Origin of the sequence: Apilactobacillus nanyangensis, assembly GCF_016861915.1 — a bacterium.
Taxonomy (GTDB): Bacteria; Bacillota; Bacilli; order Lactobacillales; family Lactobacillaceae; genus Apilactobacillus; species Apilactobacillus nanyangensis.
Map to the genome: position 1 here is coordinate 118,965 of NZ_BOLX01000001.1, position 20,643 is coordinate 139,607.

The window sequence follows — 20,643 nt, forward strand, 5'->3', positions numbered from 1 at the left end:
CAGTGAAAATTAAATTTGATTTTCTCTGGCATTTTTTGTATATTAGACATTAAAAAATAAATAGATAGGGGTTTTATGATTATGGATAATTGGAACACAAAGTTTGCCAAAAAGGGATTAACATTTGATGACGTATTGCTTATTCCAGCAGAAAGTCACGTTTTACCTAATGATGTGGATACTTCAGTTCGTTTATCAGATGATGTTAAGCTAAACGTACCATTTTTAAGTGCAAGTATGGATACAGTTACAACCTCAGATATGGCGATTGCTATGGCTGAAGTTGGTGGATTAGGTGTCATTCACAAGAACATGATTATCGATGATCAAGCCGCAGAAGTTAAGAAGGTCAAAGCAGTAGAAAAGACCGACAAAACCCCTAACGCAGCAGTAGATGCTAATAACCATTTATTATGTGCCGCTGCTGTTGGTGTTACATCAGATACATTCAAGCGTGTGGAAGCTTTGTTTGCCGCTGGTGCTGACGCTATTATTATTGATACTGCTCACGGACATTCTGCCGGAGTTATCAGAAAAGTAAAAGAAATCAAAGCCAAGTATGCTGAAAAGACTATCATCGCTGGTAACGTTGCTACAGGGCAAGCAACTAACGATTTATTCGAAGCCGGTGTTGACGTAGTCAAAGTTGGTATTGGCCCTGGTTCAATTTGTACCACTAGAATTATCGCTGGTGTTGGTGTTCCTCAACTAACTGCTGTTTACGATGCAGCTGAAGTTGCCAGAAAATGGGGCAAGCCAATCATCGCTGATGGTGGTATTAAGTACTCAGGTGATGCTGCTAAAGCAATCGCTGCTGGTGGTAACGCCGTAATGCTTGGAAGTATGTTATCAGGTACTGACGAAGCTCCTGGTGAAATCTTCGAAGAAAATGGAATTAAGTACAAAGCTTACCGTGGAATGGGAAGCGTTGGAGCCATGCAACATGGTTCAGCTGACCGTTACTTCCAAGGTGAAGTAAACGAAGCTAACAAGCTAGTTCCAGAAGGTATCGAAGCTCGTGTTGAATACAAGGGTTCAGCTAAAGATGTTGTATTCCAAATGGTTGGTGGTCTAAGAGCAGCCATGGGTTACACTGGATCAAAGGATATTCAATCAATGAATGACAATGCTCAATTTGTTCAAATCACTAGTGCAGGGCTAATCGAATCACATCCTCACGATGTCCAAATTACAAAGGATGCGCCAAATTATAAATAAAATGTTAAAAGATGCTAATTTTTAGCGTCTTTTTTATTTACATTTATATAACAAATCCTTATATTGTGTTAATATAAAACTATATAAACGAAAAGAAAGAAGGCGTCTCGATGAAAGTTTTAGTAGTAGACGATGATCAAGAAATTGCTGAATTATTAAAGATTTACATACGAAACGAAGGATACGAAACTGTCATTGTAAATGATGGTGAAGCCGCCCTAACAGAATTAAGAAAAAACAGTGATATTGGACTTATGATTCTAGACATTATGATGCCAAAAATGTCTGGTTTCGAAGTATTAAAACGTGTAAGAAGAGAAATTAGTTTACCAATCATGATTCTATCTGCTAAGACAGAAGACATTGATAAGATTGAAGGACTTGTTGGTGGTGCTGATGACTACATAACAAAACCATTTAATCCACTTGAAGTAATGGCTAGAATGCACTCAATCTTAAGAAGATACACTGATAAGGTTGTCGTAGGAGAACCAGAAGTATTAAACGTTGCTACTTTAACTATTAATCGTGAATCTCACGAAGTAAAAACTAGTGATGGCAAATCAATTCAATTAACCGCAATTGAATTTGGTATTTTATACTTATTAGCAAGTCACCCTGGTCGTGTTTACTCTGCTAATGAAATTTTCGAACGAGTATGGCGCCAAGAAAGTATTATTTCTGCTAAGACAGTTATGGTCCACGTAAGTCACTTACGTGATAAGCTAGAAGAAGCTACAGATGGTAAGAAGGTTATTGAAACTGTCTGGGGAGTAGGATACAGAATCAATGAAGAATAATAGTAAATCAATCAAGTTAACACATAAAGAACGAATTGGATTAGTGACAGATGCTATTCTAACTAGTTTATTTATATTGTTAGTTAATTTCTTGGTTTTCTTTGCAACAGAGGTGTATTACACAACCCATCCGGATTGGCGTAACCAGTTAATCCGCTTTGGTAACTCTTTAATTGCAGGAAATCATATCCAACTATGGAGTTGGAGCAATGGATTTGTAGTTATGATTGCTGCATTGGATATGTTTGTGTTGTATATTCGTTTGTTCATGCATTATAAACGTATTCAAGAGCAACATATTATCAACGATTTGCACTATATCGCGGATGGTAATTTCGATTACACAATTCCATATAAGCTAATCGGTGATGATCAAAGAATCGTTGAAAGTATTAATGTATTAGTTAATAATGTTATTCATTCAATGTCTGAAGAACTAAAGACAGAAAAATCAAAGGATGAATTGATTTCTAATGTCTCCCACGATATTAGAACACCATTGACTTCTATCATTGGTTATTTAGGTTTGATTGAAAATAAACAATACACAAGTGAAGAAGATTTGGCTAAGTACGTTCATATCGCTTATTCAAAAGCTAGACAAATGAAGACTTTGGCCGATGATTTATTTGAATACACAAAAATTACTGATAAAGATTACAGTAAGCTAAACACTAGAAAAATTGAAATGAAAGCAATGATTGATCAAATCGCTGCTGGATTTGATTTAGAAATGGCCGAAAAGGATATGCAAATGCATAGTAAGACCAACTTCGACCAGTTAGTAATTGATGGTAGTCCTATAGACTTAGCTAGAGCTGTCAACAATTTAATAAACAATGCCTTGAAGTATGGTCATGACGGTCACAACATTTACGTTGAAGGTTTCCGTGTCAATGAAAAGGAATTAGAAATCAAGGTTTCTAATGATGGTGAAAAGATTCCTGAAGAATCAATTAAACATGTTTTTGATCGTTTCTACCGTGTCGAAAACTCACGTAATAAGTCAACTGGGGGAACCGGACTTGGATTAGCAATTGTATACGAGGTTGTTAATATCCACGGTGGTTATTGTTCAGTTGCATCTAATGATGAATTAACAACGTTTACACTCCATCTACCAATTAAACATGGTGATAAATTAACACCAACCAAAACCGAAGAAGGGCAACAGGAGGTTATCGATAATGCAAAGTAAGCTTGTTTCCAAGCTTAGTATTGCTTTAATTGCATTAGTTATATTCATTACAATGCCTTTAACAGCAAGTGCTCAAACTACCACGACAACTTCTTCTGATTCCAATACTTCAAAAGCTGTTACCATTCAGCGTAGTAAGGAATTAGGTCAAGAGGTTGATAAGTTATTAAAAACGAACCAACCACTAACACTAACTGCTAAATCAGCTATTGCGATTGACTATCAAACTGGACAAGTATTGTATGCAAAAAATATCAATGAATCTTTACCAACGGCTTCAATGAGTAAGATATTAACTTTATATGTAACTTTGAAGTACATCAAAGAAGGTAAAATTCATTGGAATGACAGGGTTAAGATTAACAAAGCACTTCACAATCTAAGTGTTAATCGTAGTTATGCTAATGTTAAATTGCGATTGGGTCATTTTTACACAATCAGACAACTTTACCAGACTGCCATCTATTCTGAAAATGCCGCTACCATGGCATTAGGATATGGTGTTGCTGGTAGTACACAAAAGTTCGCATTATTGATGCGTAAGGAAGCTAAGAAGATTGGCATTACCGATGCCAAGATTTATACGGCTTGTGGTCTAACCAACGGGGAGGTTGGATCACTAGGTTTTAAAGGCGTTTCAGCTGATGCTGAAAACAAATTATCCGCCAGAGACATGGCACTATTAGCAATGAGGATTTTGAAATACTACCCAGATATTTTAAAGACCACTTCAGCTAATACAACCAAATTTGACGGTCAAACAATGTTAAATTGGAACTGGATGATTAAGGGTAGAAGCCAAGAACTACCTGACATCAAGGTTGATGGTCTAAAGACCGGGACATCCGATACTGCTAAGGCTTGCTTTACAGGAACGGCGGTTAAGAATGGTCACCGTATCATCACCGTAGTAATGGGAGTTCCTAACTCTGGGCAATACGATCCAGCTCGTTTTATCCAAACCAGAAAACTTATGAAGTATGTGTACGCTAAGTATCACTACGTTAAGCTATCTCATGGTGAAACCGTGAAGAATGCCACTAACGGTAGAAATGCCAGTAAGATTAAGGTTGAAAACGGCAAGAACAATTCAGTTGATTTAGCTGTTTCAACTACCGAAGGCGTATGGTTAACTAAGAAGCAAAAATTAAATATTAAAGATATCAAATCAACTGGTGAATATGCCGATGGATCAAGCGTTGATGCTGGATTTGATAAGGGTGATAAGATTGCCACAGCTAAAGTTTCCAACGTTAAGTACATGAAGGGTGTATCTCAAAAAATTGATTTAATCGCTAATCATGATGGAGATAAACCTAACATTTTCGTTAGATTCGGAAGATGGATTGCCAGTTTGTTCTAAAAAAGAGTTATTAAAATGATAACTCTTTTTTTATTGCAAACATTGACCAAACAGTATATTCACTGTGTTTATACTAATAAAATGATGATGTTTTATTAAAATTATGTAAATAAGTTAGATAAAATAAACTATTTTGCGTTATAATAGTAAGTAAAGTTTGATTTTTATCTGACTGTTTACAAATCGTTGAAAATTAAGACCTATTGTTTTTAAACGGGGGAATATTATTTGACAAAGCAAGTACCAAATCCAAATGAACCGCGCTGGCTAACCAACTTGAAGACGGCAATGCCTTTGAATATTAGCTACGTTCCCATTGGAATTGCATGTGGTATTTTACTTCATGCAGCTGGATTTAATACTTTATTAACAGCTTTAGTATCATTAATGGTTTTCTCTGGTGGTGCGCAATTCTTAATTGCTTCCATGTTAACCATTAACTCACCATTATTATCAATTGTGATTATGATGTTTTTCCTAGAGTTAAGATATGCATTATTAGGATCCAGTATTTCTAAATATTTACAAGGTAAGTCATTTTGGTTTACTGTGTTATTTGCAGTTTCATTGAATGATGAAACATACGCTGTAAATTATTTGAAACTATCAACTGATAAGAAGTTTACTGCTCAAGATGCTTTGCAAATTGAACACTATGCTTTGGTTGTATGGACCATTAGTACCATTATTGGTAGTTTAGTTGGTTCATCACTTTCAATTAACCTAACAGTTGTTCATTTTGCGCTAACTGCATTATTTATCTATATGATCGTTATGCAAATGAAGTCATTACTAAAGGTGTTAATTATCTTATTAACAATTGTATTGGCAATTGCATTCATGTTATTGATGAAATCCACTTTAGGATTAGTCGTTTCAACTCTGTTAGCTTCATTCGTTGGATTCTTCGTTGAATCATGGATTAGAAGCCATTATGAAAAGTACAAGAAGAATCGCTTGCTTCGCTTATTTAAGAACCCTGCGGGTACCCCTGAAGATAAGTTTGATGAAGAAGAAGAGACTGAATAACTTTAAAAACGGATTAGGAGATATTCTATGGAATGGAATTCAACTCAACATTTTTGGTTGATTATATTATGTTTTGTGGTTGCTTTTATCCCTAGATTCGTCCCACTAGCTTTCTTTAGAACAAGAAAGATTCCTAAGTGGTTTAACGAATGGATGGGATACATACCGATTGCCTTATTTACCTCATTGGTTGTTAAGGACCTATGTATCACATCATCATATACCTTATCGGTATCAGGAAAAGCACCCGAACTAGTAGCTGCCTTAATCGTATTTATTATTGCTTATTGGACAAGATCAATGGCGCTATCAGTTATTTTGGGATTAGCTGCTGTGTTAGTATTAGCAGTATTTATTTAAATTAAGAATAAAATAAAAGCACTGGTCAATTGACCAGTGCTTTTTTAGTTTGTTTTATACGATATGCATCTTCATATCATCGTCTTTTACCTTATGACACGCCTTCAAAATTTTTAAGACTGTTACTGAGATAATGGATGGCATGAGAATACCTAGTGCAATATAAATTGCTAGTTTTGATAGACTTTGACTAGCAAAGGTGAGGGGGACGATTAATGAATTGGTCCCTAGACCAGCTAGTTTGTAAGTAGTTGAAAAATGGAATAATAATGTTCCAATTGGGGCGACAATCGCTGATGATACCATACCAGGAATTAAAATATACGGATTCTTGGTGATGTTACCAAATTGAACCTTTGGCGTAATCAAGCCTTGAGCAATGTTGGCACCAGGACGGTTTACTCTAAAAGACATTACTGTATATGAAATGTATTGAGCAGTAGTGCCAAGTAACGCCGCTCCAGAAGATAGTGGATCTAGCATAATAGCAATCGCCAGTGCCGCAGATGATGCTGGTGTCATTAAAAAGACTGACCAGACTAACGCGACTGTAATTGAACCGACAATTGGGTTTACAATCATGCTTTTTGCAATTACCTTTGATACCCATACTAGAGCAGGGGTTGTGATTGCAGCTAATCCTAACGCAATTATTGATCCCAGCATTGTTGCACAAAAGGGTACTAAGAACATATCCAATGGTGTTTTACCTGATAAGTGCTTACCGATAAGTGTAGCGATAATAGCACCACCTAAAGCACTAATTGGTTGTCCAATCATAAATACTGATGACCCGGTAGGCTGAGATAGCAAATGACCTGTCGCTGTGACGGCATTGATTGTTTTTTCTGTGAAGAAAACGTTGTTGGCACCAACCGTTGCGGCAATCATCGAGCTAAACATTACCAACGTATTGGTTTTTAGCTGATGTGCAACGGCAGCACCAATAGCGGGGGCCATTAGTAACTGGTCAATTACACCAATCTGGTATAGCGCAGACCAGTGTACTAAGTTGGCGATGGCAACTATCAACATTCCGATACCCAGCGTAACAAAAATCGCGTTTGAGACGCCAGTAACAACCAAAAAGATATTTTCTTTGATGGAAGCTAAAGGTTTTACCATATCGATTTGTGGGGCGTCTTTTTTTGCTACATCAATCATTTGAATCCACTCCCTTATATAGAAAACTAAGTTCTACCGGGCCGCAAATATACTAAAAAGCACTAGCGATAACCGCCAGTACTTTTCAATGATTAGACAAGATCGATTTTCATATCGTCTTTTTTAATTTTATGAGCAGCCTTTAGAACTCTACCAAGTACCACTGAAATTACAGCTGGTACAACTACACCCAAGACTACATAGATAGCTAGTTTTGGCATACTTTCTGAAGCAAGGGTAATTGGAGCGATTAGTGAGTTCAAACCTAATCCAGCAATCTTGTATGATACTGAGAAATGAAATACTAATGTTCCAACTGGTCCGATAATTGCAGCAGAGACAATTCCTGGAAGGGCGATGTATGGGTTCTTTGTAATGTTACCGAATTGAACCTTAGGAGTAATTAAACCTTGGGCAATGTTTGCACCTGATTTATTTTCTCTAAATGACATCACTGTGTATGATACGAATTGTGCTGTAGTTCCTAATAATGCAGCTCCTGATGATACCGGGTCCAACATAACAGCAATTGCTAATGCTGCTGATGAAGCAGGGGTCATAAGGAAAATTGCCCATACGACTGAAATTACTAATCCACCAACAAATGGGTTAATAACCATTGTCTTGGCAATTACACCTGATAACCATACAAGAGCAGGTGTAGTAACGGTTGCGAAACCTAAGGCCGCAACACAACCTACAAATGTAGCTGCAAAAGGTACTAAAAACATATCCAAAGGTGTCTTACCGGTTAAGTATTTACCAACGACTGTGGCGACAACAGCGCCACCTAATGCACTAACAGGTTGACCAATCATGAAGACGGCTGATCCTGCTGGTTGAGGTAATACGTGTCCGGTAGCAGTAACGGCGTTCGTTACAGCGGATGTAAAGAACACGTTATTTGCTCCTACTGTTGCGGCAATCATTGAACTAAATAATACCAAAGTATTAGTTTTTAATTGTGACGCAACGGCAGCACCGATGGCTGGGGCCATTAAGTATTGGCAAATTAATCCAATTTCGGCTAAAGCAGTCCAGTGGACAAAGTTAGCAATAGCACCTAATAATAAACCAACACCTAGTGTGACTAAAATCGCATTAGACACCCCATTGAATACTAAATATACACTATCCTTAAACCCAGACTTAACGCTTACGTGTGCAAGATTCGCAGCATTCATCTGAGGTGAATCGTCTTTTGTTGCATTTATCATATTGAATCAACTCCCTTACTTAAAAAAGTATTTTTTATAAAATTAAAATTAGATTAGAAACTAATTAAAATTTTTATAATTAAACCACAATTAAGAAATGAATGTCAAGATAAATTGTATAAAAAAACATCGGTGAAATTTTTTCACCGATGTTTTTAAATGATTTTATTGTTTATTTGTACATGTAATCTCTAGTAATTGGTAGTTCTTGTCCTGAAGGACCTTTTGAGATTAAGTATTGCATAACATCAATGTTACCAGCCTTGAATGAACCAGCACATGTCTTTAGGTATAAGTCCCACATTCTTAAGAAGCGTTCGTCATCACCCATAACTTCTTTAACTTCATCAATATGTTCGTTAAAGTTCTTGTCCCAGTGTTCCAATGTGTATTGGTAGTGTCTTCTTAATGATTCTAGGTCATAAATTTGAAGACCATTGTTGATGATGTGATCTAAGTTTTCAGTCATACCAGGAACATATCCACCAGGGAAGATGTACTTGTTAATCCAACCGTTGTAGGCTCCACCTTGTTGTCTTGTAATTCCGTGAATCAAAGCAACACCGTGGTCCTTTAGGTATTTGTTGATGCATGAGAAGTATTCATTTAGGTTTTCTTTACCAACGTGTTCGAACATACCAACAGAAGTGATGTAATCAAAATGTTCATCACCTAGTTGACGGTAGTCTTGTAAACGAACTTCAGCTTGATCTTGTAAACCAAATTTTTCAATTTGATCATTTACGTAATCGCATTGTTCTTGACTTAAAGTAACACCGACAACGTTTAGTCCGTATTCTTTAGCAGCAGTTAGCATTAATGTACCCCAACCACAACCGATGTCTAATAGGGTACGACCTGGCTTAGGATTTAGTTTCTTGATAATGTGATGTACTTTTTGCATTTGAGCATCGTACAAGTCATCGTCAGGATTTTCAAAGTAAGCACATGAATAGGTCATTGTCTTATCTAACCAAATCTTGTAGAAGTCATTACCGATATCGTAGTGACTTTGAATGTCCTTTTTACTTGTGGACTCATTATGATTTTGCTTAGGTAGGAAATTAATGTATTTATGGTCACGAATAAAACTAGTCGATTTTTGGTAAGCAGAAACGATTAGGTCTTCGATGCTTCCGTCAACGTCGATTTTTCCGTCCATGTAAGCTTCTCCCAATGCGATAGAAGCATTTTTTCTAATATCCTTGATTGGAATTGGTTCTTTCATAGTAATGGTAGCCTTAGGTTCACCATCACCATATTTTTCAGATTTGCCGTCCCAATAATTTACTTGGATTGGTTCATTAAATCCGTGTTTAAAAAATGTTTTAAAAAAAGTTTTTTCAAACATGAGAACAGTCCTTTCTTTATTAATAAAACCACGAATCCATTATACTCTTATGAGGGTACTTTATGTAAGTAAAGACACTGACTAATTTGATTATTTTTTATAACGTAAAATGTTATAATTAGAACATAACTAAATAGCGGGGTGAATTATGAAACTATGGGATAAATTTTTAGCCAACGTTAAATTAAGACGCTGGTGTGTATTGATTTTTATAATCTTTGTTTTATATCTAATGCGCTCTATGATGAGTATGCTACTACTAACTTTTATCTTCTCATTACTAGTCACCAAATGGGTGGGCTTTATCAGAAGATTTATTAAGATTCCAGCGCCCATATTAGTCATTTTGACTTATCTACTATTCATTGCTGGGGTAGTAAGTGCGGTCGCAATTTACTCACCAGTAATTTACGATCAAGCAGTTACAGCATCAAAACACATTATTGATTTCTATGAAGATCCAAATAACCTTCATGGTACAACTCAAATTAAAGATATGATTGTTCAGTTCATCCATCGTTCTAACTTCTTAAGCGAAGTAAAGGGGAGCTTTTCAATTATTCTTCAATATGTATCCAGTGTAGGTCAAATGGGGGTAACATTCTTCTTATCTCTAATCTTGAGTTTCTTCTTTACATTAGAAGAAAAATCAATGGGTGAATTTAGTAAACGTTTCTTGAATGCAGAATTTTCATGGTTCTTCCAAGATGTTTACTACTTTGCTAAGACATTTACCAAGACCTTTGGAGTTGTATTGGAAGCACAATTCTTGATCGCTTTATTTAATACTATCTTTACTACCTTAATTATGGCATTCATGGGAATTCCACAATTGGTAATTTTATCAATTATGATTTTCTTCTTAAGTTTAGTGCCAGTTGCAGGTGTAATCATTTCATTGGTACCTTTATCAATTGTGGGTTATTCTGTTGGTGGATTTAAGTACATCATCTATTTAATTATTATGATTGCTGTTGTCCACTTCCTAGAAGCTTACATCTTGAATCCAAAGTTGATGTCTTCTAGAACAGAATTACCAATTTTCTATACATTTTGTGCCTTACTAATTGGTGAAGAAATCTTCGGAACTTGGGGATTAATCGTCTCCGTACCAATTTTAGCTTTCTTCCTAGAAATTTTAGGAGTGAAGGGTGATAATAAAAAGACAATAAATATAAAGAGAATTGTCAAATAGGATGTAAATTTTTTACTTTTGATGTAAAATAGTATTGTTGATTTAAGAAATAGAAAGGGGTTTTCGACCTATGTCAAAACTTGTATTAATCCGTCACGGACAAAGTCAATGGAACCTTTCAAACCAATTCACTGGTTGGGAAGATGTTGATTTAAGCGACAAGGGTGTAGAAGAAGCTAAAGAAGCTGGTAAATTAGTTAAGAAGGCAGGACTAGAATTTGATTACGCATATACTTCAGTTCTAACTCGTGCTATCAAGACTTTACACTACGCCTTAGAAGAATCAGACCAACTATGGGTACCTGAAACTAAGACTTGGAGACTAAACGAACGTCATTACGGTCGTCTACAAGGTCTAAACAAGAAAGAAACTGCTGAAAAGTACGGAGACGAACAAGTTCACATTTGGCGTCGCTCATACGACACTCTACCTCCACTATTGAGTGCAGATGACGAAGGTTCAGCTGTAAATGACCGTCGTTACAAGGACCTAGATCCTAACTTAATCCCTGGTGGTGAAAACCTAAAGGTTACTCTAGAACGTGTTATGCCTCTATGGGCTGACGAAATTGCTCCTAAGTTATTAGACGGCAAGAACGTTATTATCGCTGCACATGGTAACTCACTACGTGCATTAAGCAAGTACATTGAAAGAATCTCTGATGACGACATCATGGATCTTGAAATGAAGACTGGTGAACCTGTAGTTTACGAATTCAACGATAAGCTAGAAGTTCAAAACAAGACTAAATTAGACAAGTAATAACATCAAAGAAGTCCTCTCTTGAGGGCTTTTTTATTTGATAAAAAAGGGTATAAAAAAAGGCATACGATAAATTCGTATTGAACTGAACCCCTTGAGTTGGAGAAATCTAACCTAAGGGGTTCTTTTATGTTTTCTAAAGAATTAAAATTAGCTGCCATTAAAGATTATTATAATGGTTTAGGATTTACAAAAATTATTAATAAGTACGGTATCAAAGGGTCTGCGACCCTTTATGAATGGATTAGGAAAGTTGAACAATTTGGAATTGAATATTTCTCAAAAAATACAAAGACATATTATGAATATTCATTTAAAATAAAGGTCATAAATTGGCGACTTAAAAATCATGAATCGTTAACAAATGCCGCACGGCATTTCGCAATAAGTGCTCCTTTTGTGATATATCAATGGGAACGCTTAGCAGCTGAAGGTCGCCTAAATAAACCTAAAGGAAGACCGCCCAAAATGAAAAATAATAAAGATATGTCAGTGGAAGAAAAGAATAAGCAACTTGAACAACAAGTAACATACTTACAAGCTAAGGTTGCATACTTGGAAAAATTGGACGCCTTGATTCAAAGCAAAAAATCACCAACAAAGAAAAAGCGCAAATAATAAATGAGTTAAGGCGAGAAATGAACGTTCCATTATTTGTGTTATTAGATATTGCCGAGATGTCTAGTAGTAGTTATTACGATGCGTGTCAACGTGAGTACGAAGTTGATGACCAAAAGGTCATCAGTGAGATTAAAGTTATTAGAAATAAATTTAAAGATTACGGATATAGAAGAGTAACTATTGAATTGAAACGCCGAGGATATAATATTAATCACAAAAAAGTCCTTCGCATCATGAAGAACGAAGGACTCTTATGTGATAGTTATAAACGAAAAATTAGAAAATATAATTCTTATAAAGGAACTTGCGGCAAGGTCGCAAGTAATAGACTAAGAAGAAGATTTACAACAGATCGACCATATCAAAAAATAGTTACAGACGTTACTGAACTTAGATGGGGAAATAAAACAACCTCAGAAAGAGCTTATTTCACAGCCTTTATGGATTTATACAACGGTGAAATAATTTCTTGGAATATAGGATTACATCCAAACGTTGATTTTATAGTTTCTCCATTAAATAAATTAATGGGACTACGTCCCAAAACCAGTTACAGAATGACCATTCATTCAGATCAAGGATTTCAGTATCAAAACGGTAGATATATCAACATTTTAAAAAGTAATAAAGTTTTTCAAAGTATGAGTAGAAAAGCTACTTGTTTAGACAATGCATGCATAGAAAGTTTCTTTAATCAGTTAAAGGTCGGCACTGTTCATAACAATAATTTTAAAGATTATAATTCCCTTAACCAGGCGGTTAAGGAATATATATCTTATTACAACAATTATCGTATAAAACAAAAACTGGGAGGAATGTCACCGGTTGAATACCGGATCAATTCCTCCCAGAAAATTGCATAACCATCCTCCAATTTTAGGGGTTCAGGTCATATGTCTTTTTATTTTGGCTAGCCTTTCTTTAGAAACCATTCTCTAATACTTGGCCAACTGTTTGTATTAATAATCATTCTAGGTGTGTAGATTGGATCTGTGTGATTACCGTTACCGTGGTTGTAAACAGTACCAGAATCAAGAGTACCAACCCAACCTAAATGAGGTTGTCTTGATAAGAATTGTGAAATTCTTGGAGTTCCACCACCGTAAGGGTAGGCAAATGAATCAGCGTAAATACCAGTGTGTGCCTTTAGCACCTGTCTAGATTTAACAAAGTCTTTTGTAAATCGATCGTAGTTCTTAGGTAGGTTAAACACTGGAATTAAGTTTGAAGTTAGGTAATGCATGTTGTTGGTGTGAACACCAATAGTCATTAGGTTGCCAGCTTCTTGTCTTGCTACATGGATTTGTTTCCATGTAGCTAGTTGAGTACCTTCACGGTATCTACCAGTATTACCAGTAATAATGAAGGTAGTGAATGGATAGTTGTATTTCTTCATGATTGGAATAGCGTTATCAATAGTAGTTCTATCGATATCATCAAAAGTTAATACGGCGTACTTACCTTTGATTGGTTTCTTTGAATTTGTCATTTTAACCATTTCAGCACCAGAGATAACTTTGATGTTGTGCTTGTGTAAGAATTCCATTTGTTCTTTGAATTCGTTAGCTGGAACATCGAAGTCATGAAGTTGTGAGTTTGTTGATAGGGTCCTTGAAACGTTAACACCAAAGTTGTTCTTTAAGATACGGTGATAACAAAATACCAAGATACCGTTTTTGGCTTTTTCTTCTTGTTTAGACAATCCGTAGTATTCACTACTACCTTTATCATATTCAACAGATCTGTGAATAGTGAATGACATAATTACGAACAAAATGATTGCTAGAATAATAACAATAATCTTACGTTGTTTTCTTGTCATTTTTTGATTCTTATTTGACATCTTTGTTTAACCTCCGTAAGTAAAATAATCTAAATGTTGAGTATATTGCAGTGATGATAATTAATCCAGCGATTGCAATTAATAGTTTGATGTATAGAACGTAGTTTAAGTTTAATAATAGGTAGAAACTAACGAAATCATCACTGTAGAATCCAAATAGAAAAGCGAAGTTAACAACTAAAACGAAGACAACATAAATCCACAAGGCGGCGAATAGAATGAAGTGAACTAGACGTCTTAATGGACTGATTTCTTTTCTAATTACAAATGTTTCGTAATCTTTTCTCAAATCTTTCTTCATAATTATTTTACCCCCCGGTCTGGACTGCTCCAGGTACCAACATTTTCAGGATCTAGGAAGAATGAAACTAGTGCCAAGATACATGAAATTAAGTTAACCATCCAGTAGTAAACGATGTATGCAGGAATTAATAGTAAATCTACAAAACTTAGTAGGGCGGTTTCATGTGAACCATAGAAACCAATGAAGAATTGCAAAATACTTACAATGATAAGTACTAATAAAACATCACCATCTAATTGAACTTCATGAATTAATAGAAGGTTGAAGAAATAAGAGATAGTACTTAAAGCAGTTAACACAGCCCAAGCACTACTAATAATTGTTTCATACATTAAAGCTTTTTGAGTGATTGAACCGTGTAGTAGAAGGTCTTTGTTTTTAGCAATAACTTCCATACCACCACGAGCCCAACGACGACGTTGTTTGATTAAATTCTTTGTGTTTTCTGGAACTAAAATCCAACAAATAGCGGAAGGTTGGTAACTAACGCTCCAGCCTTTACGGTACATTCTCCAGGTAATATCAATATCTTCGGTGATAACATCTGTATGCCATCCACCAACATCTTCTAGTGCTGCACGTCTGAAACCAACGATAACACCAGAAACGGTATTGATACGTCCGTATAGGTATGATTGAGCTTTCTTGATGATATCGATAACACCGATGTATTCAAGAAGTTGTAAACGACCTAATACAGTGGTTCTATTTCTAACAACTGGTTTACCTGCAACGGCACCAAGTTTTTTGTTAGACTTAAGTGTTTTAACTAATTCTGTTACTGATTTCTCGGCAAGTAGTGAATCGGAATCGATACCGACAACGTATTCACCTTCGGCAACTTTGAAACCTTGGTTCATGGCGTTAGCCTTACCTTGGTTTACATCAATTGGAACGACTTTGATATTGAATTGACTAGCATATTGCTTTTGCAACTTGTACATAATATCTAATGTATCATCATCACTCTTATCATCAATTAGAACAACTTCAAAGTTCTTGTAGTCAATGTTTGAAATTGCTGAAATCGCTTCGTTTAACGTATCACTTTCGTTATGAGCGGGAACTAGGATTGATACTAATTCAGATCCATCCACTTTAGCGAATTTTTCAGAGCGGTGGTAAATGTTACAATACAAAGCCCCGACAATCCAGATTGCTGACACAACAATTGGATATCCGATAATGAAATCGTTAATTATATCTAAAAACCACATTATAAATGAATTCCTCCTTTAAGGACCACTAAATAAGATATTAGAATACAATAAGATATTTTAGCGTTTTGTTCATATGTATGACTCTAAAAACCATATATTTATCATACTTAATTATAAATTAAAATTACTGAGATATCAAAGCTATGAGCCTCAATTGTTTCAATATTATTACAAACTAAAAATGAATTCCATACTTGGAATTCATTTTTAGTTTTTCTTAATAATTTGCGCCTCTAAATTGCCGTCATAGTCGACAAAATAGACATGTCTTTCAGAATCTTCTTTTAGGGGACCCATGTCGATTGCTGGACGTTCATCTACCATGTCAATGCAGTTAAAGCGCTGCTTTGCGATTCTGTGGAGTAGACTGCCAGTCTTATCAAATACTTCTGCTTTTTCTGCTGCCTTAGCAAGAGTATATCCAGAGTTTAAAAATGACTTAATTAATTCTACCTTAATAATCGATGAATAAGGGTAACGATGACTTGTATTTTTATCGCCTTTTTGGCAATGGATGTATCCTTTTTGTTCCCAATATCTAATCTTACTTTGTGGCACATTACAAGTTCGAGATAATCCACCAATTCCAATTGATAGATCAAGATCTTGCATTAGCTTATGAATACGACTGGAGTAGTCTTGAATGTCTTCCTTACTATATTGTTCTTCCACTGTGTCACATCCTTTTCTTCTTAAATTTTCTTAAGTGATGTTACATAATCAATAATCATTATATATTTTTTAATATCTTTGTCAAATTTGTTGACAAAGAAAAATGTCAGATGTATATTAGTTATTGTCGAAATTTATAGAGAAAACAAAAATATTAACGAAAAGGGGTTAGATTATGAATGTAGATGCAAACGGTAAATCATACAACAAGATCATGCTTGTTGTGATTTTATTGGTTGGTACTTTCTGTACTATTTTAAATCAAACAATTTTAGCAACTGCGTTTCCTACATTAATGAAAGACTTTGACATTAGCACTTCAACTGTTCAATGGTTAACTTCTGGATTTATGTTGGTTAACGGGATTGCAATCCCAGTTAGTGCATGGTTATCAAACCGTGTTAACACTAAATGGTTATACTTAGGAGCAATGACAGTTTTTGAAGCAGGTACTGTACTTGCTTTTTTCGCTCCTAACTTTGGTACTTTGTTAGCAGCTCGTTTAATTCAAGCTCTTGGTGTTGGTGTTACAATGCCATTGCTACAAACTATTATGCTTAGAATCTTCCCACCTGAAAAACGTGGTGCTGCCATGGGACTATCTGGTGTCGTTATCGGATTAGCTCCAGCAATTGGACCTACTTTATCAGGTTGGATTCTAATTAACTACAGTTGGCGTGATTTGTTTGGAATCATTATTCCAATCGTCGCAATCGTGATCTTATTAGGTCTATACTACATGCGCCCAATTCTACCTACTAATAAGGAAAGGATTGATGTATTGTCATTAATTCTTTCAACTATTGGTTTTGGTAGTGCATTATACGGTTTCTCAGAAGTTGGTACTGATGGATGGGGTAGCACAACAGTTATCTCAACATTAATCATTGGTGCAATCTTCATCGTATTATTTGTATGGCGTCAATTAGTAATGGAAAAGCCATTCTTAGATGTTCGAGTATTCAAGTCAGCTAAGTTCTCAATCGCAACTGTTCTTTCATCAATTACAATGATGGCCCTAGTTGGTTTTGAAATGGTTCTACCTTTATACCTACAAATTGTTCGTGGTATGAATGCTTTCCATTCAGGTCTAAGTCTATTGCTTGGTGCATTGATGATGGGGGTTGTTTCTCCATTCGCCGGAGCTATTTTTGATAAACATGGTGCTAAGAAACTAATCACTACTGGTTTGATTCTACTATTCTTCGGTACAGTGCCATTCGCATACATTACCGCAGATACAGGAATTGCCTACATTATTATCTTATACGCTGTTAGAACATTTGGTATGGCTCTTGTTATGATGCCTTCAACTACTTATGGTATGAATGCATTACCTGATGACAAGATTAACCACGGTACTGCAGTTAACAATACTGTAAGACAAGTTGGGGCTGCTATTGCTACAGCCGTATTGGTTTCAATCCTATCAAACGTAACAACAAGCAACATGCCAGCTAAGTCATTACTAAAACTAGATCCATTGGCATACAAGGACTCAGCAATTAATGCTACTTTAAGTGGTTACCATGCTGCATTCTGGGTAGCTGCATTCTTTATCGTAGTTGGATTCATTGCTAGTTTCTGGCTACATGACAACAAAAAGGGGGTAAATAAATAATGATTTTATTTGTATTATGCATTACTGCATTCCTATTCTTTATTTGTTTTAACCTATTAACTAACCATAAAGTATTGCACGTGATTACCTCAGTTGTTTTTGCAGTGCTATTTATCCTATCCACTTTCTTCATTACTATTAACTTCCATGATCATTATGGAATGCACAAGGTTAGTTATGAAAAGACTTCTAAGCTAGCTCCTGTTGGCAGCAATGATTTACCTTTCATTATTGCACAAGCTCCAGGAACATCTGGCAAAGATAAGGTTGTTGTTTACCGTTCTGATGACAAGGCTACTAAACCAACAACAACTAGTACCGATAAGGTAGAAAATAAGATTATTACTATTAATAGTAATAAAGCTAAGTTAGTTACTAAGACTGTTAAATATGAATACAACTCAAGTGCTAACCGTTTATGGTTTAGACTTGCTCAAAAACCAACTAGAGTAAAGACAGTTAATTACTTCTACATTCCAAAGAGCTGGATGGTTTTAAATAAAAACCAAGTAAACGAATTGAAGAAGATGCAATCATCGTTGAAGCCAAGTAAAGAACAACAAGCTCAAATGAAGATGGCAGCTGAACAATACGTTCAAGCGAAAGTTAAAGCGGCAATGATGAAGAATCCTAAGATGACAAGTGCACAACAAAAGTCACTAGTTAAGAAGGCAACCACTGAATTTACTAAGAAGACACAGGCTGAAGCTATCCAAAAGATGATGCCTGAAATCAAGCAAAAGCTAAGCCAAGTGAAATAGTGTTGACTTTTATTTCTTTGCTGATTATTATGATAGTATCTATTAAATATAAAGCTAAGAAGTAGTTACCAGTATTCAATGCGATTTGTGTATTCAGAAACCTAGTGGGAATGCGAACTAGGCAAACTCATTGAAGAATTACACCTACAGAGCTTTCCATTATTGGACGCGTCATTTCGTTATAAATGATTGAAAGAGATCGTACATTAGTACGATAACTTGGGTGGTAACGCGGATTAACAAAAAACATTTCGTCCCTGACAATTTATTTGTCAGGGACTTTTTTATTAGGAGGAAGAAACATGGACATTATCGATGATTTACAATGGCGTGGCGCCATTAATCAACAAACAGATGCTGAAGGCCTAAAGAAAGAAGTAAACGAAAAGAAAATCGGTCTATACGCAGGGATTGACCCAACTGGTGACAGTATGCACGTTGGACACTTAATTCCATTCATGATTTTGAAGAGATTCCAACTAGCTGGATACAAACCAGTTATTCTAATTGGTGGAGCTACTGGTTCAATCGGTGACCCATCAGGTAAGAAGGCCGAAAGAAAGCTACAAAGTATGGAACAAGTTAAGCACAATGAAGAATGCTTAACTAATCAAATGAAGAGTTTGTTCGGTGAAGATGGTAAGTTCCAAATCGTTAACAACTACGATTGGACTTCAAAACTATCATTATTAGACTTCCTTCGTATTTACGGTAAACGTTTTAACGTTAACACTATGTTAAACAAGGAAATCGTATCAAGCCGTCTAGAAACTGGTATCTCATACACAGAATTTACTTACCAAATTCTACAAGCAATGGATTTTGAACACCTATACAAGAACAACGGTGTTGAACTACAAATTGGTGGTGCAGACCAATGGGGTAACATCACTGGTGGTATCGAACTAATCCATAAGACTCAAGGTGCAGATGCGAAGGCATTTGGTTTAACTATTCCATTAATGCTTAAGGCTGATGGTACAAAGTTTGGTAAAACTGAAGGTGGAGCTGTATGGTTAGATCCAGAAAAGACTACACCTTACGAATTCTACCAATTCTGGATTAACACAGATGATAGGGATGTAATCAAGTACTTGAAGTACTTCACTTTCTTAAACAAAGAAGAAATCGAAGAACTAGAAGAACAAGTTAAGAACGAACCATGGAAGAGAGTGGCTCAACGTCGTTTAGCTGAAGAAGTAACTGAATTCGTTCATGGTAAGGATGCTGTAGTGGAAGCACAAAACATTACTGAAGCATTATTTTCAGGAAACGTTCAAGATCTAACTACTGATGAAGTAGAAACTGGATTCAAGAATATGCCTTCTGTTGAAGTTAGTGCGGACAAGAAGAACATTGTTGAATGGTTAGCAGACGATACTTCAATCGAACCATCAAGAAGACAAGCTAGAGAAGACGTAAGCAACGGTGCTATCCGTATTAATGGAGAAAAGGTTGACGATGTTGATTTTGAAATCGACCCAAGTACTTCATTTGACGGTAAGTTTGTCGTTGTTAGAAGAGGTAAGAAGAAGTACTTCTTAGCAAGAATTAAATAATAGAATGACTCACAAAAAGTAGGTTTGATAATTCAGCCTACTTTTTTATTTAATTTGTAAAGAAGTGTTGACTTTACTAGGTTTACCTGGCATAATATTATTTGTTGTTGAGAGAGGTAATCAAAAATGATTACAAATCAGCACCGATTAAATTTTCAAAACATGTTGACACGATGTCATTAATTTGATATTATAAATGAGTTGCGTTATTGATATGACGTAAATGTCATTAAAAAAAGTTGTTGACACGGCTTTGATAAGATGATATGATTAATGAGTTGTCAATTGAGACAACAAGTTAATAAAAGGTAGATCTTTGAAAACTGAACAAGATTGATAATCGATGATGTGTAAGGAACTTACAACTTGGTTGTAAGAATTAAA

At 35.6% G+C, this 20,643-nt stretch carries 20 protein-coding genes; 13 read left to right on the forward strand and 7 right to left on the reverse strand.

From position 1 onward, the window contains the following. Nucleotides 1-81: 81 nt before the first annotated feature. From guaB to JUD45_RS00240, 6 genes are all read left to right on the forward strand, one after another. Entirely contained in the window at nucleotides 82-1,218 is a 1,137-nt protein-coding gene (gene guaB / locus JUD45_RS00215; RefSeq protein WP_138727046.1) for an IMP dehydrogenase, read from the forward strand. A 110-nt stretch (nucleotides 1,219-1,328) separates the two neighbouring features. Beyond that, nucleotides 1,329-2,018 carry a response regulator transcription factor gene (locus tag JUD45_RS00220; protein WP_203619426.1) on the forward strand — a complete coding sequence of 230 codons (690 nt, stop codon included), beginning with the start codon at nucleotides 1,329-1,331 and terminating at the stop codon, nucleotides 2,016-2,018. Beyond that, nucleotides 2,008-3,216: a sensor histidine kinase gene (locus JUD45_RS00225; RefSeq protein ID WP_203619427.1), complete on the forward strand. Its 1,209-nt coding sequence runs from the start codon at nucleotides 2,008-2,010 to the stop codon at nucleotides 3,214-3,216. The genes JUD45_RS00220 and JUD45_RS00225 overlap by 11 nt, the downstream gene beginning before the upstream one ends. Next, nucleotides 3,206-4,579: a D-alanyl-D-alanine carboxypeptidase family protein gene (locus tag JUD45_RS00230; protein ID WP_203619428.1), complete on the forward strand. Its 1,374-nt coding sequence runs from the start codon at nucleotides 3,206-3,208 to the stop codon at nucleotides 4,577-4,579. The genes JUD45_RS00225 and JUD45_RS00230 overlap by 11 nt, the downstream gene beginning before the upstream one ends. Before the next feature lie 288 nt (nucleotides 4,580-4,867). Beyond that, entirely contained in the window at nucleotides 4,868-5,608 is a 741-nt protein-coding gene (locus tag JUD45_RS00235) for an AzlC family ABC transporter permease (RefSeq protein WP_081000358.1), read from the forward strand. Between the two features lie 27 nt (nucleotides 5,609-5,635). Further along, complete coding sequence (locus JUD45_RS00240) at nucleotides 5,636-5,968, forward strand: AzlD domain-containing protein (RefSeq protein WP_034532687.1); 333 nt, start codon at nucleotides 5,636-5,638, stop codon at nucleotides 5,966-5,968. A 54-nt stretch (nucleotides 5,969-6,022) separates the two neighbouring features. Here JUD45_RS00240 and JUD45_RS00245 read toward each other — a convergent pair whose 3' ends face one another. The 3 genes from JUD45_RS00245 to JUD45_RS00255 all read right to left on the reverse strand — a co-directional run bounded on the left by JUD45_RS00245 (nucleotide 6,023) and on the right by JUD45_RS00255 (nucleotide 9,700). Continuing rightward, nucleotides 6,023-7,132 carry a PTS sugar transporter subunit IIC gene (locus tag JUD45_RS00245; RefSeq protein ID WP_438800465.1) on the reverse strand — a complete coding sequence of 370 codons (1,110 nt, stop codon included), beginning with the start codon at nucleotides 7,130-7,132 and terminating at the stop codon, nucleotides 6,023-6,025. A 92-nt stretch (nucleotides 7,133-7,224) separates the two neighbouring features. Next, nucleotides 7,225-8,316: a PTS sugar transporter subunit IIC gene (locus JUD45_RS00250; protein ID WP_138727079.1), complete on the reverse strand. Its 1,092-nt coding sequence runs from the start codon at nucleotides 8,314-8,316 to the stop codon at nucleotides 7,225-7,227. Between the two features lie 205 nt (nucleotides 8,317-8,521). After that, nucleotides 8,522-9,700, reverse strand: a complete 1,179-nt coding sequence (locus tag JUD45_RS00255; RefSeq protein WP_203619429.1) for a class I SAM-dependent methyltransferase — start codon at nucleotides 9,698-9,700, stop codon at nucleotides 8,522-8,524. A gap of 148 nt (nucleotides 9,701-9,848) precedes the next feature. Here JUD45_RS00255 and JUD45_RS00260 point away from each other — a divergent pair, with 148 nt between their 5' ends. The 4 genes from JUD45_RS00260 to JUD45_RS00275 all read left to right on the forward strand — a co-directional run bounded on the left by JUD45_RS00260 (nucleotide 9,849) and on the right by JUD45_RS00275 (nucleotide 13,142). Continuing rightward, complete coding sequence (locus JUD45_RS00260) at nucleotides 9,849-10,895, forward strand: AI-2E family transporter (RefSeq protein ID WP_138727042.1); 1,047 nt, start codon at nucleotides 9,849-9,851, stop codon at nucleotides 10,893-10,895. 70 nt (nucleotides 10,896-10,965) lie between these two features. Beyond that, complete coding sequence (locus JUD45_RS00265) at nucleotides 10,966-11,658, forward strand: 2,3-diphosphoglycerate-dependent phosphoglycerate mutase (RefSeq protein WP_034532690.1); 693 nt, start codon at nucleotides 10,966-10,968, stop codon at nucleotides 11,656-11,658. 129 nt (nucleotides 11,659-11,787) lie between these two features. Then, the gene (locus tag JUD45_RS00270; RefSeq protein ID WP_203619430.1) at nucleotides 11,788-12,276 is read left to right on the forward strand and encodes a helix-turn-helix domain-containing protein; all 489 of its coding nucleotides are present in this window, start codon (nucleotides 11,788-11,790) and stop codon (nucleotides 12,274-12,276) included. Nucleotides 12,277-12,296: 20 nt separating this feature from the next. Then, a complete protein-coding gene (locus JUD45_RS00275) occupies nucleotides 12,297-13,142 on the forward strand; it encodes an IS3 family transposase (protein WP_060470979.1) in 846 nt (281 codons plus the stop codon). 47 nt (nucleotides 13,143-13,189) lie between these two features. Here JUD45_RS00275 and JUD45_RS00280 read toward each other — a convergent pair whose 3' ends face one another. From JUD45_RS00280 to JUD45_RS00295, 4 genes are all read right to left on the reverse strand, one after another. Beyond that, the gene (locus JUD45_RS00280) at nucleotides 13,190-14,122 is read right to left on the reverse strand and encodes a polysaccharide deacetylase family protein (protein WP_225424299.1); all 933 of its coding nucleotides are present in this window, start codon (nucleotides 14,120-14,122) and stop codon (nucleotides 13,190-13,192) included. Then, complete coding sequence (locus JUD45_RS00285) at nucleotides 14,112-14,423, reverse strand: hypothetical protein (protein ID WP_138727041.1); 312 nt, start codon at nucleotides 14,421-14,423, stop codon at nucleotides 14,112-14,114. Before JUD45_RS00285 ends, JUD45_RS00280 begins: the two co-directional genes overlap by 11 nt. 2 nt (nucleotides 14,424-14,425) lie before the next feature. Further along, on the reverse strand, nucleotides 14,426-15,643 hold the full coding sequence (locus JUD45_RS00290; protein ID WP_138727040.1) for a glycosyltransferase: 1,218 nt from the start codon (nucleotides 15,641-15,643) through the stop codon (nucleotides 14,426-14,428). 210 nt (nucleotides 15,644-15,853) lie between these two features. Further along, a complete protein-coding gene (locus JUD45_RS00295; RefSeq protein ID WP_138727039.1) occupies nucleotides 15,854-16,318 on the reverse strand; it encodes a MerR family transcriptional regulator in 465 nt (154 codons plus the stop codon). 175 nt (nucleotides 16,319-16,493) lie between these two features. Here JUD45_RS00295 and JUD45_RS00300 point away from each other — a divergent pair, with 175 nt between their 5' ends. The 3 genes from JUD45_RS00300 (at nucleotide 16,494) to tyrS (ending at nucleotide 20,259) form a co-directional block, all read left to right on the forward strand. Continuing rightward, a complete protein-coding gene (locus JUD45_RS00300) occupies nucleotides 16,494-17,939 on the forward strand; it encodes an MDR family MFS transporter (protein WP_203619431.1) in 1,446 nt (481 codons plus the stop codon). Then, a complete protein-coding gene (locus tag JUD45_RS00305) occupies nucleotides 17,939-18,700 on the forward strand; it encodes a DUF4811 domain-containing protein (protein ID WP_203619432.1) in 762 nt (253 codons plus the stop codon). The genes JUD45_RS00300 and JUD45_RS00305 overlap by 1 nt, the downstream gene beginning before the upstream one ends. 302 nt (nucleotides 18,701-19,002) lie before the next feature. Continuing rightward, on the forward strand, nucleotides 19,003-20,259 hold the full coding sequence (gene tyrS / locus JUD45_RS00310; RefSeq protein ID WP_138727036.1) for a tyrosine--tRNA ligase: 1,257 nt from the start codon (nucleotides 19,003-19,005) through the stop codon (nucleotides 20,257-20,259). The last annotated feature ends 384 nt before the right edge of the window (nucleotides 20,260-20,643 follow it).